This window comes from Psychrobacter sp. YGAH215 (assembly GCF_007280595.1).
Lineage (GTDB): Bacteria > Pseudomonadota > Gammaproteobacteria > Pseudomonadales > Moraxellaceae > Psychrobacter > Psychrobacter faecalis.
The window spans coordinates 131,644-146,240 of record NZ_VKLR01000001.1; the positions used below are offsets into that span (position 1 = coordinate 131,644).

General features: G+C 44.4%; 9 protein-coding genes. 7 read left to right on the forward strand and 2 right to left on the reverse strand.

All coding sequences use genetic code 11. The features are described 5' to 3' along the window. The first annotated feature begins 341 nt into the window (after positions 1 to 341). From ahcY to FOR85_RS00505, 7 genes are all read left to right on the forward strand, one after another. Positions 342 to 1,766 carry an adenosylhomocysteinase gene (gene ahcY, locus FOR85_RS00475; RefSeq protein WP_144296236.1) on the forward strand — a complete coding sequence of 475 codons (1,425 nt, stop codon included), beginning with the start codon at positions 342 to 344 and terminating at the stop codon, positions 1,764 to 1,766. A gap of 13 nt (positions 1,767 to 1,779) precedes the next feature. Further along, positions 1,780 to 2,628 (forward strand): methylenetetrahydrofolate reductase, encoded by an 849-nt coding sequence (locus FOR85_RS00480; RefSeq protein WP_144296237.1) that lies wholly within the window; start codon positions 1,780 to 1,782, stop codon positions 2,626 to 2,628. A 173-nt stretch (positions 2,629 to 2,801) separates the two neighbouring features. Further along, positions 2,802 to 3,692 carry a 16S rRNA (uracil(1498)-N(3))-methyltransferase gene (locus FOR85_RS00485; protein ID WP_144296238.1) on the forward strand — a complete coding sequence of 297 codons (891 nt, stop codon included), beginning with the start codon at positions 2,802 to 2,804 and terminating at the stop codon, positions 3,690 to 3,692. Between the two features lie 63 nt (positions 3,693 to 3,755). After that, on the forward strand, positions 3,756 to 5,480 hold the full coding sequence (locus FOR85_RS00490; protein ID WP_144296239.1) for a sensor domain-containing phosphodiesterase: 1,725 nt from the start codon (positions 3,756 to 3,758) through the stop codon (positions 5,478 to 5,480). A gap of 349 nt (positions 5,481 to 5,829) precedes the next feature. Further along, positions 5,830 to 7,623 carry an acyl-CoA dehydrogenase C-terminal domain-containing protein gene (locus tag FOR85_RS00495; protein WP_144296240.1) on the forward strand — a complete coding sequence of 598 codons (1,794 nt, stop codon included), beginning with the start codon at positions 5,830 to 5,832 and terminating at the stop codon, positions 7,621 to 7,623. Positions 7,624 to 7,874: 251 nt separating this feature from the next. Then, positions 7,875 to 9,659: an acyl-CoA dehydrogenase C-terminal domain-containing protein gene (locus FOR85_RS00500; RefSeq protein ID WP_144296241.1), complete on the forward strand. Its 1,785-nt coding sequence runs from the start codon at positions 7,875 to 7,877 to the stop codon at positions 9,657 to 9,659. Positions 9,660 to 10,066: 407 nt separating this feature from the next. Beyond that, a complete protein-coding gene (locus FOR85_RS00505) occupies positions 10,067 to 12,550 on the forward strand; it encodes a site-specific recombinase (protein WP_144296242.1) in 2,484 nt (827 codons plus the stop codon). Between the two features lie 257 nt (positions 12,551 to 12,807). Here the strand turns inward: FOR85_RS00505 and FOR85_RS00510 are convergent, their stop codons facing one another. Beyond that, entirely contained in the window at positions 12,808 to 13,665 is an 858-nt protein-coding gene (locus tag FOR85_RS00510) for a symmetrical bis(5'-nucleosyl)-tetraphosphatase (protein ID WP_144296243.1), read from the reverse strand. Positions 13,666 to 13,693: 28 nt separating this feature from the next. Further along, positions 13,694 to 14,557 carry a 16S rRNA (adenine(1518)-N(6)/adenine(1519)-N(6))-dimethyltransferase RsmA gene (rsmA, locus tag FOR85_RS00515; RefSeq protein WP_144296244.1) on the reverse strand — a complete coding sequence of 288 codons (864 nt, stop codon included), beginning with the start codon at positions 14,555 to 14,557 and terminating at the stop codon, positions 13,694 to 13,696. Positions 14,558 to 14,597: the final 40 nt, after the last annotated feature.

The window sequence follows — 14,597 nt, forward strand, 5'->3', positions numbered from 1 at the left end:
TTAAATTCTATAAAAATCAAAAGCCTACGATAAGTTGAGATTGGCGTACTTATATATAAATAATCAAGGCTATCAATCGATGGCCTTTTTTTTATGACGTAAGCACTTACGATTTTCTGCAGCCAATAGGTGACAAATTAATCCTCATCAATTACAATAACGACCTCCGAGAGGTGTTGCGCCATAATCATCGATTACTGCAATTAAGCTTTATTGCTTTGCAAATCATTTATTATGTTAGGCTCGGTTAACTGTCCATTGCCAATTTTTGGTTATTGACAGCGCAAATAACGGCACCTGCGTTTTTATTCTTTTTATCTATTAACTGATAGGAGCATATTATGGACGCAGTGTCTAACACCCCATCTGCCCATACGATCGACCCCTCTTTCACTGACTATAAAGTCGCCGACATTAGCCTTGCTGATTACGGTCGCCGTGAAATCACCCTAGCTGAAGCCGAAATGCCTGCCCTGATGGGTTTACGTCGTCGCTACGAAGCCGACCAACCGCTTAAAGGCGCAAAAATCGCTGGCTGTATCCACATGACCATTCAGACGGCTGTCCTTATCGAGACATTAGTTGCGCTTGGTGCGGAAGTACGCTGGACCTCATGTAACATCTTCTCAACCCAAGACCATGCTGCTGCTGCGATTGCTGCTGCTGGTATCTCTGTTTATGCTTGGAAAGGCGAAACCGAAGAAGAGTACGAGTGGTGCTTGCGTCAACAAATTCACGTTGGCGGCGAAGAATCCGGTCAGCTTTGGGATGCAAACTTAATCTTGGACGACGGCGGTGATTTAACCGCTTTGATTCATAATGATTATGCCCAAATGCTTGATAACATCCATGGTATCTCTGAAGAAACTACTACAGGTGTCCATCGTTTGGTTGAAATGCTGGGTAAAGGTACGCTAAAAGTACCGGCTATCAACGTTAACGACGCGGTTACCAAATCTAAAAATGACAACAAATACGGCTGCCGTCATAGCTTAAATGACGCCATCAAACGTGCTACCGATATGTTCCTTGCAGGTCGCCGTGCTTTGGTCATCGGTTATGGTGATGTGGGTAAAGGCTCAACGCAAAGCTTACGTCAAGAAGGCATGATTGTTCGTGTCTCAGAAGTTGATCCTATTTGTGCCATGCAGGCCTGTATGGACGGCTATGAAGTATTGTCACCTTATATCAATGGCGATAACACCGGCGGCGCAGAAAACATCAATACTCGTCTGCTTGAAGATACTGACTTAATTGTTACCACTACCGGTAACTATCACGTTTGTGACAAACATATGCTAGCGGCGCTGAAGCCGGGTGCGGTCGTATGTAACATCGGTCACTTCGATACCGAAATTGATACGCAGTTTATGCGTGATAACTGGCGCTGGGTTGAGATTAAGCCGCAAGTGCATCAAGTCTTCCGCTCGGATGACGAAAACGATTATTTGATTTTGCTTGCTGAAGGTCGCTTGGTGAACTTAGGTAATGCTACTGGTCACCCATCGCGCGTGATGGATGGCTCATTTGCTAACCAAGTATTGGCACAAATGTACTTGTTTGAAGAAAAATTCGCTGAGCTGCCAGTCGATGAGCGCTTTGATAATTTATACGTTAAAGTGTTACCGAAAAAACTTGACGAAGAAGTTGCGGCGGCAATGGTTGCAGGCTTTAACGGTACATTGACGAAACTGACTGAAAAACAAGCCGAGTATCTAGGCGTACCTGTCGAAGGTCCGTTTAAGCCTGACGCTTATAAATACTAATAGGAGTCAGACTGTGACTAAGCCTACTTTCTCCTTCGAGTTTTTCCCAGCCAAAACCGAGCAAGGCCATGAAAAACTCCTCAGCACTTATGATGAGCTCAATAAGCTATCACCTGCGTATTTTTCGGTGACCTATGGGGCTGGCGGTTCAACCCGTGGCCGCACACTTGATATCGTGCAAGCGTTGTGTGCGCGCGGTGACACGGATATTGCGCCGCATATGTCTTGTATTGGTGATGACAAAAGTCAAATCGCTGAACTACTCGATCTTTATAAAAGTTTGGGCATCACACGCTTGGTTGCCTTGCGTGGTGATTTACCGTCAGGTCAGGTCAGTATGGGAGAACTGCCGTTTGCCTTAGACTTAGTAAAGTTTATCCGCGAATATTCAGGCGATCACTTCCGTATCGAGGTCGCAGCCTACCCTGAGATGCATCCGCAAGCACGTAGCTTTGAATTTGATGTCGACAATTTGGTGAATAAATATCAGGCGGGCGCCAATGCGTCGATTACCCAGTTTTTCTATAATGCCGATAGCTATTTATATCTGCGTGACACCTTAGAAAAACGTGGTATTGACACGGTAGCGCAGCCTTTGGTCGCTGGCATCATGCCGATTACCAACTCAAGCAATCTCGTACGCTTTGCTGATAGCTGTGGCGCTGATATCCCACGTTACGTGCGTAAGCGCTTGGCAGATTTTGGCGATGACCGTACTGCTATCCGAGAGTTCGGCTTTGATGTCGTTTATCGTTTGTGTGAGCGTCTAATCTCTGAGGGCGTACCTGCCATGCATTTTTATAGCATGAATAAGGTTGAGCCAAATAAACGCTTAGTCGAAGCTTTAGGCTTGATTGCTTAAATATTTATCGAATGTACTGCTGAATGACTGGCGTTCTTAGGGGCGCCGGTCTTTTTTGGTATGGGAATTGCATTTATGCCAATTCTACTGATGACAATCCCTTTACCCACCCAAATGATATTCTGCTAAGATATTGAAAAATATCATGACTCCCATTATAGGAATAAGTAATTTTGCGACGTTTCTTTTATGCCACCAGTAGCGATAGCAGTGATAAAAATGCCCCAACCTGGCCACAACTGAGCACCTTAGCTATCGGTGCTAACGTCGAGTTGACCGAAAGTATTGTCCATCATTGGTGCCGTGTATTACGCGCTAATATTGGCGATAAAGGGATTTTGTTTGACGGTTTCGGCGGTGAATATCAGGTACAGCTACAAACCATCAGCAAAAAACACGCCACTGCAACGTTATTGGCTCATGTAGATACTGACCGCAATGCCGCTGTATTGACGAAGATTGGACTGGTCATAAGTCGCGGTGAGCGAATGGATTACGCCATTCAAAAATCCACTGAGCTTGGTGTGACTGCCATTCAATTGCTGAGCAGCCACCACGGTGAGGTCAATCTAAAACCTGCCCAAGTAGAGAAAAAACTGGCACAGTGGCAGCAAGTCGCCATCGCCGCCTGTGAGCAATGCGGTCTTAACCGTCCACCGCTTATTATCGCGCCATTATCGATTGATGACTGGCTATTAAATGTAGCAGCTAGCGAAAATAAAAATGAGATGGTAATCAGCCCAATCGTCGCTGAGCTAAGTAAAGATGCTTATTATCAGGTATTACAGCGGCCTGCCGATTTACGTCTGCAACTGAGTGTCCCAGCAGCAGGGCAACCCCTGATGCCTGAGGCGCTGCCTGTCGTCTTAAAGCAACATGCGCCTTATATCGAATTATTAATCGGACCTGAAGGCGGGCTTAGCGCTGATGAATGCGCCAAAGCTGCGGATGTGGGTTTTGCACCTTGGCAAATTGGCCCACGGGTTCTGCGTACCGAAACCGCGCCCGTGGTTGCACTGGCGACATTGTCGGCATTGGCAACTATGCATGCTTTAAATCAATAGTGGACAAACTGTTCACCATTACCAAGCCCATTTATTATTTAATTTCGATGTTATGAGTCCATTATGAGCGCATTCACCCCTATGCCAATATCAGATAAACAGCAACTATTGGTCAAATTGTGCGAGCAATTTGAAGACGCCATATTCATATTGGACGAAAAATTACGCTATTTATCCGTCAATGCTAACTATGAGCTGATGCTTGGCTATACAGAAAATTTTTTGCTTGGGCGTCCACTTGGGATATATGCTGCTGAGTTTTTGTCAGAAGATGAACAGGCAGTGCTCAAAAATCTGATTAACAGCTTGGACAGTACAGGATTTTGTGAAATTGACTTTTCAATGGCAAACCGCTACGGGCAAGTCATCGACTGCCATATCACCTATCGCAAAATTTATCTAGAAGATACCCCTTATTACGTCGGTACCATTCGTGATATGGCGACGCTTGCTAAAAACAGAAAAAAGGTGGTGCACCTGCTGAATTATGACCAGCTGACCGGACTACCGAACCGTAAAGTGTTTTTGAGTCAAACCAGTGAATTGTTGTTAGACAGCTATCAAGAAGTGGTGGTCGTGCGTTTTAACATTGACCGTTATCGCAACCTTGCCAGTCTACTGGGACCGGATGCTATCAATACCTTGGTAGAAAATTTTGTCTTACGTATTACTGAGCTTGAGCTTGATAATTTACGCTGTTTTTCTCATTTTGGCGGTGATGACTTTGCCTTATTGTTTGTATGTAATGATGCTAATATGGTACGCCATCAGTTAGACAGCTTAATGCAAATGTGCGAGCGCCCTTTCTTCTTAAATGGCAATACGGCAAAAGGCACCGAGGTCTATTGCCATATCTCTGTCGGGGTAAGCTACTTTCCTGAAAATGGTAATGAATTTACCGGCCTGTTGACCAAAGCCGAAAAAGCCTTGAATTATGTCAAACAGCAGGGTGGCGATGATGTCTGTTGGTATCATAAAGCCATAAATGAGGTCAATGCGCATAATATACAGCTAGAATCTGAGCTGAGAGCTGCCACCAATGCAGGGCAATTTGTACCCTACTATCAACCTAAATTTGCCTTAGACACAGGCATGATTACCGGTTTTGAGGCGTTAGTACGCTGGCAACACCCTAGCCGCGGTTTGCTAAAACCCATTGATTTTATTGATGCCATCATTTCTCATAAACTATCGCTTGAGTTATTTTCGCAAATGGCGGTTCAAATCGCCGAGCAGCTAACAATTTGGCAAGGTTTGGGCTTTGATCAACACATCTGTATCAATGCAGATGCCGCTGAATTTAGCCATCCTGATTTTTTTGATATGGTCAGTAACTTACTAGTAGAGCATGATATTGCCGCCCCCCAACTGCATATCGAAGTGACAGAATCTTCTTTAATACAGCGCCATGCCAATGTTAAAAAGCAGCTTAACTTGCTCAAGGAGCTCGGCATCTGTCTGGCGCTTGATGACTTTGGCACCGGTTATGCCTCATTGAGTTACTTGCAAGAGTACCCTTTTGACTTTATTAAAATTGATAAAAGCTTTATCTCCAAAATCACAAATGACCGTACACAGCGCGCGATTGTCAAAGCGATTTTGGATTTAGCGGAGGCGCTTGATATGCAGGTTATCGCCGAAGGCATCGAAACCGAGCAGCAGCGTGATTTACTCTTAGACATGGGTTGCCAGTACGGGCAAGGCTATTGGTTTGGTAAGCCTATGACGGCTGAGCAAGCAACCGTGCTATTAACGCAGCAACATTTGTCCAAAAACAACCCTTCTTAATACTGTCCAATAAAAGTAGATTGATAGCATTTTCATAGAGTTATTGCGCGGCGTTTTATTCTGTAAGGTCGATGATATATAGGATGCAAGACAGGTTGATGACTTATCAGTATTGTCACCAAACTTGTATATTTGCCACTGAACGCCTATCTTTTACCAAGAATTTACGAATACAGTCATAATTCTTTTTACTCTTCTCAATCTATTTCATATGATCGGTGTCATTGTTTGTTATTTATGCAGACAGATTTCATACCAGTAATTGGCTGGCGACTCAGACTTAACTAATCACAGTCAATGATAGTCGTCGCCTTACTGCCGGTCGCACCTTAAAAAAGGACAGGAAGTTATGCAATATAAAGCGCCCCTACGTGATATCCAATTCGTGATGCATGAGTTACTTGACAGCGAAAGTCACTACAAAACCTTACCTGCGTTCCAAGAAGCGGATCGTGAGTTGATGGACAGTCTGTTTGAGATGGCGGCAAGCTTTGCCGAAAACGAGCTATCACCTTTGAATCAAAGCGGCGATGCAGAAGGCTGCCAGTTTGACAACGGTACTGTGACCACACCCACAGGCTTTAAAGAAGCTTATAAGCAGTACTGTGAGCTTGGCTTCCCAGCGCTATCAGCTGAAGAAGAATTTGGTGGTCAAAACATGCCGTTCTCACTATCAACGGTCATCAATGAGATGATCGGTACGGCTAACTGGTCATTTTCTATGTATCCTGGCCTATCGCATGGCGCAATTCAAACCATCGAGCACCATGGCACTGATGAGCAAAAACAAACTTACCTAGAAAAAATGGTCACCGGCGAATGGTCAGGCACCATGTGCTTGACAGAAGCCCACGCGGGCTCTGACTTGGGTATTATCCGTACCAAAGCTGAGCCAAATGATGACGGTACTTATAGCATCACTGGTCAAAAAATCTTTATCTCAGCGGGCGAGCATGACCTAACCGACAATATCATTCATATCGTCCTAGCCCGTCTACCAGGCGCGCCTGCTGGCACCAAAGGCATCTCGTTGTTTATCGTGCCTAAAGTCATGGTCAACGCAGATAGCAGCCTTGGTGAAAACAACAACGTCGTTTGTGGTTCTATCGAGCACAAAATGGGTATCAAAGCGTCAGCGACTTGCGTGATGAACTTTGACGGCGCAACTGGTTATTTGATTGGCCCAGAAAACCGCGGTCTACAGTGCATGTTTACCTTTATGAACGTGGCCCGTATCGGTACCGCCATTCAAGGTTTAACGGCAGCAGAATATGCGTTCCAAGGCTCATTAACCTATGCCAAAGACCGCTTAGCGATGCGCTCACTATCAGGTGCTAAAGCACCAGAAAAAGTCGCTGATCCTATCATCGTTCACCCAGCCGTTCGTAACATGCTATTGACCGAAAAAGCCTTTGCTGAAGGCGGTCGTGCCCTCGTTTATTACCTCTCACACTTTGCGGATACTGTAGCAAAAGGCGAAGGCGATGATCTTAAATTTGCTGACCAAATGCTGTCACTATTGACACCGATTGCTAAAGCATTCTTGACTGAAACTGGTCTAGAGGCGGCTAACCATGGCGTACAGGTTTATGGCGGTCACGGCTTTATCAGTGAGTGGGGCATGGAGCAAAACGTCCGTGATACCCGTATTGCTTGCCTCTACGAAGGTACCACTGAAATCCAAGCGCTTGACCTACTCGGCCGTAAAGTATTGGGCTCACAAGGTAAAATGCTGGCCAACTTTGTCAAAGTCATCCAAACTTTCTGCGAAGAGAACAAAGACAACGATCAAATGGGTCAATTTATCCGCCCACTTGCCAAACACGTCAAAGAATGGGGCGATTTGACCGCGCGTATCGGTATGCAAGCGACTGAAAACCCAGATGCGGTTGGCGGTGCAGCAGTTGACTACTTATACTTCAGCGGTTATGTCACATTAGCTTATTTATGGGCGCGTATGGCCTTGGTTGCGCAAACTGCATTGGCAGACGGTACTGGCGAAAAAGCCTTTTACGATGCCAAAATCAAAACCGCGCAATTCTACTTTGCAAAATTATTGCCACGTACCACCACGCACGTACAGCGCATCAGCACTGGTGTTGAGCCGTACATGACCATGGACGTTGATCAATTTGCGTTTTAATGTATAGAACATTGCAAGTGTAGTATCTATTTTAATAAGCATTTCCTATCGGCAACATACTTAGGTGTGTTGCCGATTTTCTTAGCGGCTTTATTGCTAATAGTTTTTGGTGGACGCACAATTCACGAAGAAAACCACCCGTCGTTACGCTAATTTGCTAAAATTTAACTATCTATGTTTAAGCTGCACTCACAAGAAAATTGAACGCTTTGCCCTACTCACTTTTATTTATTTAAACCAAAGGAATGTTTATGGCTGTTTATAATGCCCCTCTTAACGACATGCGCTTTATCCTAAACGACGTATTTAAGGCGCCTGAATTTTGGCAAAACAACGAAAACCTTGCTCATGTCGATATGGAAACTGTCGATATGATTTTGGAAGAAATGGCAAAATTGTCAAAAAACGTCTTATTACCTATCAACCGTAGCGGTGATGAAGAAGGCGCAACCTTTGAAGGTAATGGCGTTGTCACCACCCCTACTGGCTTTAAAGACGCCTATAAGCAGTATGCCGAATCAGGTTGGGTTGGCTTAAGTGGTAACTCTGAGTACGGCGGTCAAGGTTTCCCAAAAATGGTCACTATGTTGACCGAAGAGATGGTATTTACCGCCAACCAGTCATTTGCTCTATATCCAAACCTAACCGTAGGCGCAACGCTTTGCTTAAATGCGGCGGCGTCTGAAGAGCAAAAGCAAACTTACTTAGAGAAAATGTACAATGGTGAATGGTCGGGTACTATGTGCTTGACTGAGCCGCATGCTGGTACTGACTTAGGTATTATCAAAACCAAAGCCGTGCCAAACGACGATGGTAGCTATAACATCTCTGGTACCAAAATCTTTATCACCGGCGGTGAACACGACCTCACAGAAAATATCATTCATTTGGTATTGGCAAAAACCCCAAATGCGCCAGAAGGCTCAAAAGGCATTTCGCTGTTTGTGGTACCAAAATTCTTGGTTAATGAAGATGGTAGCTTAGGCGAGCGCAACACTTTAGCAGTTGGCTCTATCGAGCATAAAATGGGTATCAAAGCCTCTGCGACTTGCGTGATGAACTTTGACAACGCCAAAGGCTGGATGGTTGGTGCAGAAAATACCGGTCTGTCTTCAATGTTCATTATGATGAACTATGAGCGCGTAACCATGGGTCTACAGGGCCTAGGTGGTTCTGAGCTTGCTTATCAAAACGCTGCTTTATATGCTAATGACCGAGGTCAAGGCCGTAGCGACACGCAAATTCAAAGCCCAGAAAAACCAGCCGATGCCATCATTCATCATGCCGATGTACGTCGCATGCTGTTAAATGCTAAAGCCAATACTGAAGCGTCACGTTGTTTTGCGATGTATGTTGCCAAAAACCTTGATCAAGAGAAATTTAGTACCGATCCTGAGGCCGCTCAAGCCGCGGCGGCGCGCGTTGCCTTACTGACGCCAGTTGCTAAAGCTTTCTTGACCGATAAAGCGTTAGAAGCAACCATTGATTGTCAGCAAGTATTTGGTGGTCACGGCTATATCCGCGAATGGGGCATGGAGCAAATCGTCCGTGATACTCGTATTGCCCAGATCTATGAAGGCACCAACGGTATTCAAGCGCTTGACCTACTCGGTCGTAAAGTGGCAAAAAACAACGGCAAATATGTCACCCATTTCTTAGGTGAGATTCGTGACTTTGTCAATAATATGCAAGCAGATCATGGTATTAAGCAAGCAACGCTAAACGCTGCTGATACGATTGAAGAGTTAACCACCACGGTACTTAGCAATATTGGCGCACGTAAGAGTGAAATTAATGGCTGTGCCGTTGATTACATGCATGCGTTTGGCTACCTTGCCTACTCGTATATGTTTGCACTCATGGTCGAAGCTGCGAATGGTAAAGAAGGTGAGTTCTACACCAATAAAGCCAAGCTTGCCGATTATTTCGTCGGTCGTATCTTGCCACGCATCGACGCTCACGCGCAGATGGTAAAAGCTGGCAGTGATCCAATGATGAACTTTGATCTTAGTTACTTTGATGTACCTGCTAGCTAATTGTTTACTTTTATAATAAAGTAAGCCATACCGTACAACGATAAAAGGGACAGTCACGCTACTGTCCCTTTTTTTGCCAAAATATTGTGGCAGCCATTAAAGAAATTAGACGAATCAAAGAAAGAAGAGAAATCAGCATAGTAAAGGTCAGAATAACTGCTAACAAAATAATTAAGCGCCGAGAGATGGTTACGATTAAAATAACGCAGAGCTAAGCGTATTAACTTTAATAAGGGTTTTTTAGTTTTAAACAGTAAAGTGATGCATTGGCACGCTAAAAATTAACACTCAAAAACTCCCGTCACTTATTGCAATATTGATAAACACAGCATTTGCTAAAAAAAAATATCTCCTTGCCCATACTCAATAATACCAATGATTGAAATAACTACCATAAGGGATGCAATGTGTCAGAAATAAAACACATTTTACAACAGATAACTGCCTTAAGTGATGTGCCAGATCCTGCGGTACTCAAGCGCTTAATCGATGAGCTACGTGTCAGCGACAAAGAGCCAGCGTTAGCCAATCAAAAGATGCAAGATTTGATTGATATTTTACGTCAGCATCCAGAATATGCCGATGGACTGTCAAGCTTCGTTTTAAAACTCATCATTGAATATCGCCAAATTGCGTTATATACCGATACGGGCATCATGTCGGATCAAGGCTTTTTTAATAGTCTGCGCCGCCTTATCGGTCATCGTTTTTTACCCCTGCTGCCACAAGAAGATTCTGTCATAGAATTGGTCGGTTATTTGTTTGACAGACGCTCTGATGAGCGCTGGCTTGCCAATATTGACAAAGACAAATGGGATGAGATGGTCGGCCTACTCAAGGTCAATGAGCAGCATTTAAACTTGGTTGCAACGGCAAAAAACAGTATCTTGAACGCGATTATCATTTTATCGTATCGGATTAGCGGCATCGGCTTGCATCCAGATTTGATGGAATTTTATCCGCAAATGCTCAATTACTCGGCGTCATTTGTGGCACAAAATCAAGAAGCTGTGCTGTACGTCAATCAATACCGAGAAGCGCATGAGCTTGACACTCTAACCGATATTATCCCTGACAAAGCGGTCGATCCTGCGCCATTACTAGTGATGATTGAGCAATGCGAAGATATCGTTGCCACCATACGTAAGCGCATTTATAAAACCGGTATCTCTATCCGCCTAACCAACATGATGCTGCGTTTGGATCAAAGCCTACAACGGATGCGTATTTTAACTGAGCTGGTAGCAGACAATTACGATAAGCGTGATCAGGCTATTATTGAGCTCATTCAAGCGCTGATTACGAGTGCCAGTCGCCGCTATAGTATTGGTTATTTGATTGATAATAATACCAAGCTGCTATCGCGCAAAGTTACCGAAAACGCCAGCCGCGTCGGTGAGCATTATATTAGTACCGATAAAGCTGGCTACCAGAAGATGTTTAAAAAAGCTTCCATCGGTGGCTTTATCATTGCTTTTATGGCGACCACTAAGATATTGGCGTACCATCTGGCGCTTGCACCGATGGGACGCGCCTTTATCAATAGCATGATTTATGGTTTGGGCTTTGTTTTTATTCATATCGTCCATGGTACGGTCGCCACCAAGCAGCCCGCTATGACGGCAGCGGCAATCGCCTCTACCATCTCTGACGGTTCTGGTAAGAAATCGCACCAATTAAACAAGTTATCAGAGTTGGTGGTCGATATTTTACGTACCCAGTTTGTCGCGATTATGGGTAACGTTATGTTAGCCATACCTGTTGCCCTGATTATCTCGTTTGCGTGGTTACAGTATACTGGTACTCCGATGATCAATACTGACAAGGCCGCACACTTATTGCATGACCTTGACCCTTTTCATTCCTTAGCGCTTCCTCATGCGGCTATCGCTGGCGTGTATTTATTTTTAGCTGGTCTTATCGCGGGTTACTATGATAATTTGGCGGTTTATAACCAAATCGGCGCCCGTATTCAGCGTCATAAGCTTTTGCAATACTTATTACCCAAAGCTTGGCTTCAGCGTTTAGGCGGCTTTATCGAAGCCAATCTCGGCGCCATTATGGGCAACTTTTTATTCGGGGTGTTCTTAGGCAGTACGGCTACCATAGGTTTTATATTTGGCTTACCGATTGACATACGTCATATCGCTTTTGCCTCGGCGAATCTGGCGCATGGGCTATTTCACATACCTGCCAATCAATGGGATTGGACGGTTTTTTTCATCTCTATTTTGGGCGTTGCCCTTATCGGTATGGTCAACCTCATGGTCAGTTTCTCGCTGGCATTGTTTGTCGCCCTGCGCTCTAAAGAAGTCAAGTTTATGGAATGGAGCCGTTTAACCAAGCAGCTTTTTAGTCATATGCTGACCCACCCGTCCGACTTTTTTTGGCCACGTGACAAACCTATGAAGTACGCACGTATCGACAGCCAAGGTCATATGATTTTTGATGATACCAATGCTCATAAAGGCGGACAGACCATACCGCATAATTACGTGGTACGCCGTTTATCTGACGTCAAAATCCTGCCCAAATCTAAGCAAAAAATCATGCAAAATGAGCAGGCGATTACCGATATAGATTATGATAATAATATATCGGATAGTCATGCCGACGCGGCGCTAAAAAGTCGAGAAACGCACAGTACTACTAAGCCAGTAAGCGCCAAAAAAACGATCGACCTTGATGATGGACTAATAGATGAGGAGCTAAATAGCACGCCTTATACCGACGATATCCAATATGACAAAGTCACCAAGACGCTCAATACCATCGATAATGATGATACTGTTGGTCACGAGTCAAATCATGCGGAAGCTGATGACAAGTCTACTGGCGATGCCAAAACACCTTTGCCAAAACCTAAAAAGCCACCAAACCTACCCAGTTAAGGGGACGGTGTTGGTGGCTTAAATACCAGCTTAGCAAACAGTTTATTTAATTTACGAATTAAATGATAAATTAGTTTTTTACAGATTTTATCTCAGAAAATATAGTCAAAATAACCTAAAAAACGCTACGGTATTGCTGATATCAATTTTTTGTACCCTCTGTCTGAGCAGGCACAGCAAGCAAGAAAAGTTGATATCAGCAGTGCGTGATGTATCGATATTACTTTTCACTCATTATAGCATATAATGTGGTATGACTATTGTTCTGTTGGCTCTTCTGTTGGTGGTAGGCAGTGAGAACTTGAGGTGATGGCTTTGCCGTCGCCCAAGCGATAAGCAAATAAATAATTACCCCAAACACAGCCACCATCAAGCGCACGCGCATGCGGTAAATCAACATCAGCGTTAAGCGCCGCCCAATGACCAAATAAAATCTTGCGTGCTCGTGGTACTTGCCATTCAAACCAAGGCAAAAAATCCTTTGGCATGGGCTCATCTAATCCTGCTGAAAAATTAAATTCGAGCGTGCCATCTTGTTTGCATAAGCGCATACGGGTGAAATAATTGGCAATTGCTCGCATTTTGGTATAGCCATGAATGTCTGCATGCCATTCATCGGCAGTTTTGCTATATAGATTCGGCAATAAGCGATCAAGCTGTTCTAAGCTGCCTTTTAGTTGGACCTCTAACTGCTGTGCATATTTCGCCGCCGCCTTAATCGTCCAATGCGGTGGGATACCCGCATGTACCAATACCGTCTGCTCATCAGGATAAGCCAGTAGTGGCTGATGGCGTAGCCATTCTAACAATTCATCGCAATCATCGGCAGCAAAGATAGGTGCGGTCTTATCTTTTTTCTTGAGCGCTGTTGCCCCGCGCCAAACCGCAATTAAATTGATATCGTGATTACCCAATACCGTTGCCGCAGCTCCTTGTTCACATAGTGCTTTGACATGACGTAAGGTACTTAACGAATCTTCACCGCGTGCCACCAAGTCGCCGGCAAACCATAATTTATCTTGCGCTGGGTCAAAATCTAAAGTTTCAAGTAATTGCAGGTAGGCAGCATAGCAACCCTGCAAATCACCGATGACATACTGATGGCGAAAACTCATAAACCCTCTATCATTTTTGCTTGATAAATTAAGATGATAAGTGACGCGCTTGATTGCTTAAATTGACAAAATCTTTCACACTTAACACTTCCGGACGCGCTTGTGGATCGATGTCGCAAACGGCGAAATCGGCTTCGCTCAGCGTCGGCAATAACGTAGAATTTTTAAAAATAGCGCGTAGTGTCTTACGGCGATGGTTAAAGGTCTCACGTACCACAAGTGCGAAATATTCCTCATCTTCTGCCACGATTGGTTTATTGATATGCGGCGTTAAGCGAAAAACCGCACTGGTGACTTTTGGCGGTGGATTAAAGGCGCCGCGCGGTACGGTCAATAAATAATCGGTATCGCAATGGTATTGCATAATGACCGATAGACGACCATAGGTTTTGCTGCCAACTTCGGCGGTGATACGCTCAACCACTTCTTTTTGCAGCATAAAGTGCATGTCTTGAATGACATCGGCATAACTGAGCAAATGAAACAGTATCGGCGTAGAAATATTATACGGTAGATTGCCCACCACGCGCAGCTTACCACGCTCAGGACTATACAGTTCACGATAATCAACATGCATGGCATTGTCTTTAATAATCGTAAAGTTTGGATGGCTATTAGCCCCAATACGAATGCGCAAACTATCTGCCAAGTCACGATCAAGCTCGACCACGGTCATCGCATCGACTTCTGTTAATAGTGGCTCTGTTAGCGCGCCCATACCGGGTCCAATCTCAATTAAATTATCGTCACGCTCTAAACGAATGCTCTCAACAATCTCACGAATAACACTACGGTCATGTAAGAAGTTTTGGCCAAAGCGTTTACGCGGTTGGTGTTTGGCAGCGCGTAGGCTGTTAGAAATAGATTGAGCATCAAACGTAGTTTTGGACATAAAAAGGTCTTAATCGATAAAAGATAAATGGACTATAGCG

What these genes read in the sequence shown, in the direction of transcription:
- ahcY (WP_144296236.1), top strand. Translation starts at nt 342, where the DNA reads ATGGACGCAGTGTCTAACACCCCATCTGCCCATACGATCGACCCCTCT.
- FOR85_RS00490 (WP_144296239.1), top strand. Translation starts at nt 3,756, where the DNA reads ATGAGCGCATTCACCCCTATGCCAATATCAGATAAACAGCAACTATTG.
- FOR85_RS00495 (WP_144296240.1), top strand. Translation starts at nt 5,830, where the DNA reads ATGCAATATAAAGCGCCCCTACGTGATATCCAATTCGTGATGCATGAG.
- FOR85_RS00500 (WP_144296241.1), top strand. Translation starts at nt 7,875, where the DNA reads ATGGCTGTTTATAATGCCCCTCTTAACGACATGCGCTTTATCCTAAAC.
- FOR85_RS00510 (WP_144296243.1), bottom strand. Translation starts at nt 13,665, where the DNA reads ATGAGTTTTCGCCATCAGTATGTCATCGGTGATTTGCAGGGTTGCTAT.
- rsmA (WP_144296244.1), bottom strand. Translation starts at nt 14,557, where the DNA reads ATGTCCAAAACTACGTTTGATGCTCAATCTATTTCTAACAGCCTACGC.